General features: G+C 60.3%; 11 protein-coding genes. 7 read left to right on the top strand and 4 right to left on the bottom strand.

Translation table 11 applies throughout. The annotated features are described in order from the left end of the window. Positions 1–424: 424 nt before the first annotated feature. On the top strand, positions 425–796 hold the full coding sequence (locus tag K3M35_RS25060) for a hypothetical protein (protein ID WP_019288866.1): 372 nt from the start codon (positions 425–427) through the stop codon (positions 794–796). 122 nt (positions 797–918) lie between these two features. Beyond that, positions 919–1,494 (top strand): recombinase family protein, encoded by a 576-nt coding sequence (locus tag K3M35_RS25055; protein ID WP_019288865.1) that lies wholly within the window; start codon positions 919–921, stop codon positions 1,492–1,494. On the opposite strand, the gene K3M35_RS25050 is transcribed toward K3M35_RS25055, so the two are convergent. Beyond that, positions 1,491–2,090 (bottom strand): hypothetical protein, encoded by a 600-nt coding sequence (locus K3M35_RS25050; RefSeq protein WP_052040187.1) that lies wholly within the window; start codon positions 2,088–2,090, stop codon positions 1,491–1,493. The genes K3M35_RS25055 and K3M35_RS25050 overlap by 4 nt on opposite strands. Positions 2,091–2,390: 300 nt before the next feature. Here K3M35_RS25050 and K3M35_RS25045 point away from each other — a divergent pair, with 300 nt between their 5' ends. Beyond that, entirely contained in the window at positions 2,391–3,200 is an 810-nt protein-coding gene (locus K3M35_RS25045; RefSeq protein WP_220667210.1) for a recombinase family protein, read from the top strand. A gap of 76 nt (positions 3,201–3,276) precedes the next feature. On the opposite strand, the gene K3M35_RS25040 is transcribed toward K3M35_RS25045, so the two are convergent. The 3 genes from K3M35_RS25040 to K3M35_RS25030 are packed head-to-tail and all read right to left on the bottom strand — an operon-like array spanning position 3,277 to position 7,329. Further along, a complete protein-coding gene (locus K3M35_RS25040) occupies positions 3,277–4,302 on the bottom strand; it encodes a DUF3644 domain-containing protein (protein ID WP_220667209.1) in 1,026 nt (341 codons plus the stop codon). A gap of 58 nt (positions 4,303–4,360) precedes the next feature. Continuing rightward, entirely contained in the window at positions 4,361–7,033 is a 2,673-nt protein-coding gene (locus K3M35_RS25035; protein ID WP_220667208.1) for a DNA methyltransferase, read from the bottom strand. Between the two features lie 38 nt (positions 7,034–7,071). Further along, positions 7,072–7,329, bottom strand: a complete 258-nt coding sequence (locus K3M35_RS25030) for a hypothetical protein (RefSeq protein WP_157127035.1) — start codon at positions 7,327–7,329, stop codon at positions 7,072–7,074. A 326-nt stretch (positions 7,330–7,655) separates the two neighbouring features. Between K3M35_RS25030 and K3M35_RS25025 the strand changes: the two genes are divergently transcribed. From K3M35_RS25025 to K3M35_RS25010, 4 genes are all read left to right on the top strand, one after another. After that, the gene (locus tag K3M35_RS25025; RefSeq protein WP_198162608.1) at positions 7,656–7,832 is read left to right on the top strand and encodes a hypothetical protein; all 177 of its coding nucleotides are present in this window, start codon (positions 7,656–7,658) and stop codon (positions 7,830–7,832) included. A gap of 44 nt (positions 7,833–7,876) precedes the next feature. Continuing rightward, positions 7,877–8,074 carry a hypothetical protein gene (locus tag K3M35_RS25020; protein ID WP_259444465.1) on the top strand — a complete coding sequence of 66 codons (198 nt, stop codon included), beginning with the start codon at positions 7,877–7,879 and terminating at the stop codon, positions 8,072–8,074. Between the two features lie 199 nt (positions 8,075–8,273). Beyond that, the gene (locus K3M35_RS25015; protein ID WP_138846338.1) at positions 8,274–8,903 is read left to right on the top strand and encodes a hypothetical protein; all 630 of its coding nucleotides are present in this window, start codon (positions 8,274–8,276) and stop codon (positions 8,901–8,903) included. Further along, positions 8,900–9,621, top strand: a 722-nt coding sequence (locus K3M35_RS25010) for a hypothetical protein (protein ID WP_259444466.1), incomplete at its 3' end; no start/stop codon positions are given. The genes K3M35_RS25015 and K3M35_RS25010, both read left to right, overlap by 4 nt.

The raw sequence follows: 9,621 nt of genomic DNA, 5'->3' as shown, positions 1-9,621 counted from the left end.
CGACGCCACCAGGCTCGGCGACACCACCCCCCGGATCATTCGAGAGACAGGGGTAGGAAGTCATACCGAACTTGGCGACCGTGGCCCCGCGGTGCGGGACTACGAAGAAGGTAACGGGGTCGCCGAGGCATCTCGCAGGTGAATATCATATGAGGTATTCGAAGGAGGCGTGACTCGGGGGATTGAGTCAGACCGTTAACAAAATACAAAGGGTTACAGACAACACCGTCGCTATGTGAGCAACCTCGCGCCACCGAAAAACTGTGCTGCCGCGCCGCCGACTCCGCACCGGCTTGCCACCGAGATCACTACTGGTCCCCTCAGCGATACCACCTGACCGGTACGGTCATTCCCGGCCGTACGACGCTCGACCCGCAGTGGCGCGACAACCGCGGTTACTCATCCGGACAAGGACAGGACAATCATGCTCGAACGCTTACGGACCCGACTGCGGCACTTTCGCCGGCACTCCGAATCCCCCCGATCGGGCAGGCCACGATCCGTCGCCCGCACCGACGACGAGAAACAGCGAATCGCACGCCAGGCGCAGGAGATCGCCGACGCCTGGAATGCACTCGACACCGACACCCGTAACGACATGCTCGCCGCCGCGGAAGAGCTGAAACAGGTCCACGACGAGTACCGCATCACAGATTCATTCATGTGCTCGCGCACAGCAAGTCCCGAGAGTTCCGGCCCACTGCGATCGGCGGAGGACATGCGCGCCGAATCCCGGCTTCTGCGCCGGGTTCTGGGCAACGAGAAGGATGCGTCGGCACCGACCGACGCCCACTAGGACCGAGCCACGACCCCCTCTGCGGGTCCTCCCGGCCCACGCCACATCAACCGGCATCTACCTGGTGCTTCGCTCCCCGTGTGTCCTGTCAGCAATATTCCTGAATGAACTACAGTGGGGATGTGATCGGATACGCCAGAGTCGGTGACGCAGCAGACGAAGCGGGTCAGCGCACCCAGCTCGCCGCCCTCGGGGTCCGAGCGGAGCACATCCACCTCGACGCCGGATTGCGGGGCACCCGCCATCGCCTGCCGAACCGCGATGCGATGCTTGACGCCCTACGCCCCGGAGACGCCGTGGCGGTCACCGGCCTCGAGCGCCTCGCCCGCTCCGCCGCAGACCTGGGCGAGGTCAGCGCCGCGATCCGCGAACACCGCGCCCGGCTGAATGTCAGTGGCACCGTCTACGATCCTGCGACCGAGGCCGGCCGAACCGCATTCGAGTTGTTCACCAGCGTCTTCCCCGCGTTCGAGGCCGGTATCTACGAACTACGCCTGACCGGTCCCCGTGAACATGCCAAGGCTGCAGGACGATATCCGGGTGGACAGCCGAAACTCACTACCGAACAACGACGCCAGCTCTATGAGCTGTACATCTCCGGCAGCGAGTCCATCGCCCAGTTGCAAAAACGATTCGGCCTCAGTAGATCCGGGGTCTACATGCAGATCCAACGCCACCGCAACGAGCACGGCCGCTAGGCCGGGTCGCTGGTGTCCGGGGTCGAAGGGTCCACCTGCGCCTGCAACTCATCACTTGTCGACGCGACCTTCTTGTGCAACTTCGCAATCCGTCTCGGATCTTCGCGCTCCCACCGCTTCTGAGCAGCCTGCTTCGAGATACCCGCAGCATCACCGATTTTCGCCCAGGACAGGTTCTGCTCCCGCGCTGCACAGACATAATCGGTCAGCTCGTACTTCCTCTCCTTCAACTCTTTCTCAAGCCGGGAAATCTCCGCCTGCTTCGTCTCGATCCCGAGCAGGGGCGCGGCGGTGAGCACGTGTTTCGCCCACTCCAGGTGGAGCCGTTCTCTCATCTCCGGTGAAAGGTCCGAGGAGTCGGCGAGGTTCGGCCACAGTTGCCCGCTCCATCCGGAGCGGCACGAGGCGCGCCAGAACAGAACGTCCACGTCGCTGCCGGGAGGGACGGGCTGACCGCTGCGCCCGATCGCTTCGGCACGACCCCGGAACGTCGTGCCCGTGAAGTGGTCCACGACGGTCCACTCGGTAGCCGCGTCGTCCACCGCGCCCGCCGGCCCGTCAATGCGCCCAACCTTGCGGTCAGCACCTTCTGTCATATGGTCAACGTACCATGACTAACCAGAGAGGTCAGAACCTTTAGACAACTTTGGTTGACAAACATTGATCGCGATCGCGAACGTCGCGTCGGACTGAATCCACGGCAGCCAAAGTTGTTGATTGTCAACGCAAGTTGTCAAAACACCTTTTCAATTGTCGAATGACGCCTCAGCGGACCGAATCGGCAATCTGTGTGAACGAAAGGGTGGACCAGGGGAACGTCGACCCGGTCGGTGAGACCGAAAATCGGATCTACCTGGGGTGTTCTATCTATACCTATAGATAGGTACGCTCTCAGCGTGACCTCCACCCTCGAATCGAGTCCGCACCGAGTTGTTGTCTTGGTTCGCGTCAGCACCGGGGGACAGTTAGAGGGATACGGGCTCGACGTTCAGGAGAAGGACTGTCGACGCTACGCCCGTGCTCACAACATGCGCATAGTGAAGATCTGCCGCGACGAAGCGATCACAGGTAAGGCCGGCGACGATGAACGCCCTGGCCTTTCCGAAGCATTGCAGATGCTCGCTGAGGGGAGAGCCGATGCTTTGCTCGCCCCCAACCTCGATCGCCTCGCCCGTCACCTCACCCAGCAGGAAGCGATCCTCTCGGTGGTGTGGGCACACGGAAAGCGCGTCTTCACCGCCGACCGAGGCGAGCACCTCCCGGACGACGATGACGATCCAATGCGCACTTTCGTCCGGCAGGTCATGGGAGCCGCCGCGCAGCTCGAACGCGGATTGATTGTCAAGCGCCTGAAATCAGGCAGGAGACAGAAAGCCGAACGCGGCGGATACGCAACAGGATCGCCCCCCTACGGGCAGCGGGTGGTTGATGGGGAACTCGTGGAGCACCCGGAAGAAATTGCCGTACTGCGGCAAGTGCGGGCATGGGCCGTCGAAGGAGTCGGCGTACGAGCCATCGCCCGCCGACTAAATGATGCCGGCGTCCCCTCAAAACGCGGCGGACAATGGCACCCGTCCACCGTTTCACGTCTAGTGGATCCACGGGCTCGCGTTGACTCGCGCCGGCGATCCTCGGCTGCCCGTGCAGCCGATCGGGAACGAGAGCGACTGACTCGAGCCGGTCGCGTTCTTAGCCGCGTCACATGATCGAGGACGGAAATTTCTTTTCTAAGCGTAAAGGAAACCGAATCGACCTATAGATAGTGGGAGCCAACTGAGTATTCTATGATTTCCAGGTCATAACCGCTTCATAAGTTTCTGGATCCGACAACTTTCGAACGAGGTAGCTAACCCAGGATTCGGTATACACATAACGCTCGAAAGTCTGATTATATCGACAGAAGTCAGCTTTTGTCTTTGTGGGATCGTCAGCGCCCACTGGAGGGCGAACTCCAAAGTAACGCCACGCTTGTGTGTGATGATGAGTTGTAAAGGGCCGAGAGAGCTCTGCAGCTACACGCTCGACTACCTGCCCTGGCCGGAGGGTTCCAAGGTCAGCTACAGGAATCTGTTTCTCTCGAATAATGGTCCGCACCTGATCCATGACTGCATTCTGCTCTTCTGTGAGTTCTTCCGGTCGTACGAAGGTCATTACGGCGTCTGCTTCAGTTTTTGGACCCTTATACGGAATTAGGTAAATCCGGAAATCGAACTGCTGGTCGGCTGCCAGGTCGGGAGATAGTCCTGCATCGAAATCTTGTACCCATTCCAGGACGCCGCGGGGAACTTGTGAGCGAACCTTTTTTACTGCCTTGGCTGCATCGTCTGTGATCGAGGATAGAAACAAAGGAAAACGCAATTCTGTAGCGACAGCTTCATCATCGCCAAATAACTCGACAAGAGTGGTTTCATAGTTCAGTAGATATGCCTGAGTGCGGCCGGCTACCAGTGCGGCAATATTCTTTTCATGTCGGTGCTCGATCCTGTTCCTCAATCCCACAAAGAAGTCCAGGTTCGCCTTCCTGGGGTCGTTGGGAGTAAAAAACTCCATCATGAGGGCGCTAAGAGACTTGTACTTCCAATCACCATCTTCATGGCGAGTACGCCGCCCGCGAGAGTCACGAATATAGACATCTCGGCCAGCTTGCTCGAAATGGGCCTGTAAGAGTTTTAACCAGCCCATCGACATGTGGACAATGAAAGCTTCGAGCTGTCGTGCATCGCCCGAACGGTTGTACAGGTCGACTGCGAGCCGTACCTCATTTTTGGATGCTTGAAGAACATGCCACCAGTGCGGACGAGGAGCCATGGGGTGAGACTATGGCAGTAGTGGTCGGCTCGTCGGAGGAGTCCCATCTTGTGCCATTTTAGAACGGATCGTACTGTCCGACCCCTTGACCGATTTGCTGGTTCAACGTCCCTATCCGTTGGAGAAGTTCGAATCGATCCTGCGCGATCTTGCGGGGCCAGTGGTAGCAATCTGCGACAGCTGCATCCAGACGCTTGTGCAGATTGAACAGGTCTGAATACGCCCCTTCGTCGACGCGGTTGTACAGAGCCGTCAGGCCGATCTGTTCGGTCCGTGAAATCTCCTGACGGCGGTTGATGAGGTCACGTGCTGCCTCTGCAACGTGCTGCCTCTCGGCTGACGTTGGGGAAGGCCAGGGATATGTCTCGAATGCAGTAGACGGCGTGAACCGCAGGTCGTCCTTCATCGTCGATGACTCATTCCATACCCACGCGTCGAATGCCGTAGAGGTTAAGATTCCAATCGAATAATCGTCGTCGAAAGCGAATGCTCCGACTAAGTTGCTTGGGCACCAGTCCTTGTCTGCCCAGGTAAACAGCAGACGCTTGCCGGTCAGTGTCGACACAAGATAGCGAGACTTCGATGCGAGAGCCTTACGCATCTCGGGTCTGGGCCGCCAAAACTTCCACCAGATCTTTCGTAGCTCCGGGTCGTTGTCACGTTCCGGCTTAACTGTCTTCCGAAGCACTGCCAGGGAATTTGGATACTTCATAGCCTCTTCTAGAGGCATAGTGCCAAAATCAATAATCCATCGGCTTGGCCGCGCTTCGACTACGTCGGCTATGTCGTCACTCGTGATGTAGCGACGCACAACGTTTTCTTCTCCGGAAGCGCGCAGGCTGGCAGCGATTTTGTCATTAATGATGAACCCCTCTCCGGTTGGCTGGCACCCAATGAAGGATTTACCTTTGTTCGCAGGCAGCTTGTATGGTTCCGGGAGGGTAGGACCGGGCTTAAGCTTAGAGTTGATCGCCTCGACCTGCACTCCGTCGAGATAGAACTCTGTCACCGGCGCAGGCGGGTTCTTCACCCAGTTAGTAAGGGAGACAAATACTTTGGCCTCTCCAGGCCACCTCTGGGTAGATACGGCATCAGTGATGACACCACCCTTATCTACGATGTAGCGCAGCGAGGCCAGTCGATGCTTGTTCTCGCGAAGAGTGTTCGTTGATACGAACCCTGCTCGCTGACCGTCGTTGAGATGATCGTGGGCCCTGCGGAACCAGTACGCGCAGAAATCAACAACCCCTACGGAAGGAAACCCGTTCTTCAGCTTCTGTAGGTAAGGCTCACCCAGCTCACCGCGAATTTTTCGGTCGCCGACAAACGGTGGGTTACCGACAATGCAATCAACCTCAGGCCAGGACCCAAACACCGCATCGCCGATGGTGATACCAGCAAGATTGACCAAGGGCAGGGGAGGTTCGGCGTCGCCATACTGGTCCATCATTTGGCGGTGCCCCATCCACAGGGTGACACGAGCAATCAGCACAGCAGCCGGCTGGATTTCGATGCCATAGAAGTTGTTCAGGCGCACATATGGATACGGTCCGGGGGGCATCGGCAACCCGGTCTCGGCAGCTAGGTCTGCGATGCGTTGTTTGCAGGTGGACTCAAGGCGGCGCAGTTCGCGGTAGGCCACGTAAAGAAAGTTGCCGCAGCCACAGGCCGGGTCAAGGACTCGGAAGGAACACAGTTCTTCCAAGACGCGAAGGGCCTCAGCGGGGGTCGAGGCGGCGTCGATGCGGTCTTGCCAGGGGCGAACGATGGTGGGGTCGACAATCTTCATGATGTCGACTTCGTGAGTGTAGTGAGCGCCCAGTTTGCCGCCGATAATGCGTTCCATCAGCGATCCGAAGATTGTGGGTTCGACCTTGCTCCAGTCGTACGTAGTGGCCTCGTAGAGAGCATCAAGCTCCTCTTCGTTCAGCTCTACGTATGCGGGATCGGCGAACAGTTGGCCGTTGACGTATCGAGTGCCGGCCAGGATGCCTCTGCGGTGCTGATCTCCCTTCTGATTGAGCACTTTGAACAAGAACCCAAGTGTCTGCGCTGATTCCTCGGCGCGACCACGGAGTTTGGCTACGGTGTTCTGAAACGGTGCGCCGGCGAGAAGCCCGAGCTCTTCGGCGAACATCGTCCAAATCGACTGCATAGTGAACCGCTGGACTTCATCCGGCGGAGCAGCATTCCTGTCGATCAACGATCGATAGACTTCCCCGACCTTGTCGGCAGCCTGGGTAGTTAGTTCTTTGTGGAGCTGGGCGAAGTTGGGTCGCTGGTCGGCGCCAGCGAGGAACATAAGTGCTTCGTAACGGGATGGCAGTTCTTCAAGGGTGAAGGAAGCGCGGGGCGACTTCGGGAAGCGGCCTGGCTCCCAAATCTCGAACTGATGGAAGTTGCAGAGCACCACCCACCGGGCGGCGGGGACATCGGCATCATCATCCGCTGACTCCTCCCAGTACCGCTTGACCTGCTCGCGGGCTTCGGTGACGTGCACGTGGGGTGCCTTCATCTCGACGATGCAAATCCCTGGCCAATGCAGGTCCATGAATCCGGCCGAGGATTTGAAGGCTTCGAACTTGGCTCCTACCTCCAGCCGGTCGGAGCCGTAGGCGTCGAAGAGCATGTTGAGGAAGGTCTGAGCTTCGCTCTTTTCGCTGCCCTGGTAGTTGCGCCACTTCTTGTGGAACTTGACCAGGGCTTTCTGAATCTCTTCACCGCTACGCACAGCGGTGACCCTATGTCACCACTGGGAGAGGGTCACAGTCACACCAGCCTCAGTTCGTCTCCGCTGAAGTAGGCATCCTTCTGTAAGCGGGTGCGTGTGCGCTCAAGTTCCTTGAGTGCGTCGGCCAAGGCGAGCTGCGCGTTGTGTTCTTCTGGGCTGTTGCCGAGGCGCTTCTTCGCTTTCTTCGCGCGCGTAATAGCGTGCTCGATGTTCACCAGTACGTCTGAGACTTCGGACATCGCAAGCTCATGCGCAGCCTGGGCTGCGGAGCGTGGGTCGTGTGCCGGGGCTCCCATGTACCTCCACCTTGCCCAGTTGACGGTTTGCTAATCCACAGCGTAATGGCCTGCCCCCGTCAGAAGCCAAAACCCGCGTGAGTCGACATCTTCTTGATCTTCACTCCAAAGGACGCAGGTCTTCCGGATCTCGCCTCCAGCCAGCCCGGAGGTCTCCCTAACCCGTGGTCTTAAAAGCTGAAGCAGGTGTCCCTGTGCTCAAGCATGTGTGTCCGTTGTTAGGCACGGTACGTGCAGCGGAGGCACTCGGAAAATGGCGCTCTTGTTGTCTAAACAACAATAATGCAGAATGGACAAACTGAGAGCCGATATGAAGGGGGCGCGGCATGGACGACGAGCTGCATCGCACTGCATGGGAGATGAGCACCGACGGCGCCGATTGGCACGAGATCGGGCAGGAACTCGGCTGCACACCGGACGCTGCACGATTGATGGCGCAACGCTACGAACGCGACACCGACGCCGCGGCCGCGAAGAATCAGTTCTCCCTGTTCGACCTGTAACACCGACCTGCGGCCTAACACCCGCCGACGAAGGGGGCTTCACCATGAGCTTTTTCGTGATCCTGCTGATCTTTAACGCGCTCGCCACTACGAGCGCGATCGTGTGCGCCTCGCGCTCGTATCGCCGCCACGCGAGCACCGGCCGGGCGGTGCTCGCCGGCCTCGGCGGACTGATGATTCTGCCGCTGCTGTTCGTTCTGGCGACCGCCGCGGCTGCTCCTCGCGCCGCCCGACTGCCGTAGGACCCAGCACCAACAAAAACACTAAAACCGCAGGTCAGAAGTGGTTTTATGTCGGAGTTCCTAGTAGAATAGACCTCACGAGTCGTCCCGTCGGATGGGGATGCTACGCCCAGAGTCGGGGGCAGTCGAGGAGGTCGCGTGACGGGGGAAGACGCCCAGCAGGGGGCATTCGGTTCCGAGGATCAGGGAGGACAGGGCGGTGGCGCAGAGCGAGGAATTCACAACACAGGTCGAGGGGATCGACCTGACGATCGCGGCCGAGACCAGGCGGATTCTGGTCGAGTGGCTGGGCGTCGATCCGGCGACCGAGCAGGAGCGGATCGACCGGGAGGCCCTGCGCCTGCAGCAGCTGACCGAGGACGCGGCCGAACAGTTCGAGCAGGCGAACCCGACCGCCCCGGACGGGACTTACCAGGACGCGGTCCGCGCGAAGGAAACAGCGTGGCGGGCAGCGCGGGAGATGGTCCTGGAGAACGAACTGTATCCGCAGGTGACCCCCGAGATGCAGGCAGCGCAGGAGGAGTTCGAGGCGTTTCTGGATCAGCGGATCGAGCAGCGCCGGGAGGCAGCCCGGACAGCGCAGGACCCGGATCGCTGGCGGACTCGGAACGTCAGGCCGAACCCGACCGCGGGACGGGTCGTGGAACGGGTGTGGGTGACGAAGCCGGGATGGTTCCTGTCGCTGGCAGAAGCCCTGATCGCGCAGCGGATCGAGGACAACCAACCGGTACCGATGACCTCCCGCGACCGGTTGGCCGACGAGCTGACGGCGCTGATCGAGGACGAGATGCGGCGCAACCCACCGCAGGACCCGGATCTGCCGTTCTGATCCAGGCGCAGTGGGCACAGGCCCGCGATCAACTGTTCGACCTGCGTAAAGAGGGTGAGAAGCTCACCGAGCGTTTAGCCGAAGCCGAGAGGGCTCTGGGAGCCGCGCAGGAACGCGGTCTCGACCGGGGTATCGAGGTCAACGGTCAGCGCGTCACCACGTTCACCGAACGGCTCGACCGTCTGCGTGGACGCTGGCGTGAGCTGCGGGCGCAGGAAGGTCGGCTGCGCAGTGAGCTGCACGCTCTGGGTATCGACCCGGAGGCCGTCCCCAAGCAGACGGTGCGCGAGGTCGCCGCCGCACAACCGGCCTGGCGGGAGCATCCCGCAACCGAGCGGCAGTTGCGCACCCTCGAGCGCCTGGCCGCGGAGACGAACGTGCCGTTCGTCCTCGACGACGACATCACCAAAGGCCAAGCCCACGATCTGATCGCGGCGATGCTCGCCGGCAACCTGCCCAACGCCCAGTTCACCGACCGTCCCGCAGGGCCGATGTTCATCCCGGCCGCGACACCGGCCGAGCCGGCCACACCACCTGCCCCAGCCGCTGCCGAGACATCCCAGGACGAAGAACCGCAGGTCGAGCAGCCGCGGCCGCGACCGCGGATCGACCCCCTGGCCGACGTCGAGCGCCGGGTGCTCGAACGCCTCGCCGAACCGGACACCGACGCCGACACTGCCGCCAACCCGCAGGTCAACACCGCAGCGCAGTTCCTGTC

The sequence above is a fragment of the Rhodococcus sp. DMU2021 genome (assembly GCF_019641445.1).
In the GTDB taxonomy this organism is placed as follows: Bacteria; Actinomycetota; Actinomycetes; order Mycobacteriales; family Mycobacteriaceae; genus Rhodococcus; species Rhodococcus pyridinivorans.
Note: the sequence above shows the minus strand (reverse complement) of the source record. Positions and strands in the feature narration are given on the sequence as shown.

What these genes read in the sequence shown, in the direction of transcription:
- K3M35_RS25050 (WP_052040187.1), bottom strand. Translation starts at nt 2,090, where the DNA reads ATGACAGAAGGTGCTGACCGCAAGGTTGGGCGCATTGACGGGCCGGCG.
- K3M35_RS25060 (WP_019288866.1), top strand. Translation starts at nt 425, where the DNA reads ATGCTCGAACGCTTACGGACCCGACTGCGGCACTTTCGCCGGCACTCC.
- K3M35_RS25030 (WP_157127035.1), bottom strand. Translation starts at nt 7,329, where the DNA reads ATGGGAGCCCCGGCACACGACCCACGCTCCGCAGCCCAGGCTGCGCAT.
- K3M35_RS25040 (WP_220667209.1), bottom strand. Translation starts at nt 4,302, where the DNA reads ATGGCTCCTCGTCCGCACTGGTGGCATGTTCTTCAAGCATCCAAAAAT.
- K3M35_RS25025 (WP_198162608.1), top strand. Translation starts at nt 7,656, where the DNA reads ATGGACGACGAGCTGCATCGCACTGCATGGGAGATGAGCACCGACGGC.
- K3M35_RS25020 (WP_259444465.1), top strand. Translation starts at nt 7,877, where the DNA reads ATGAGCTTTTTCGTGATCCTGCTGATCTTTAACGCGCTCGCCACTACG.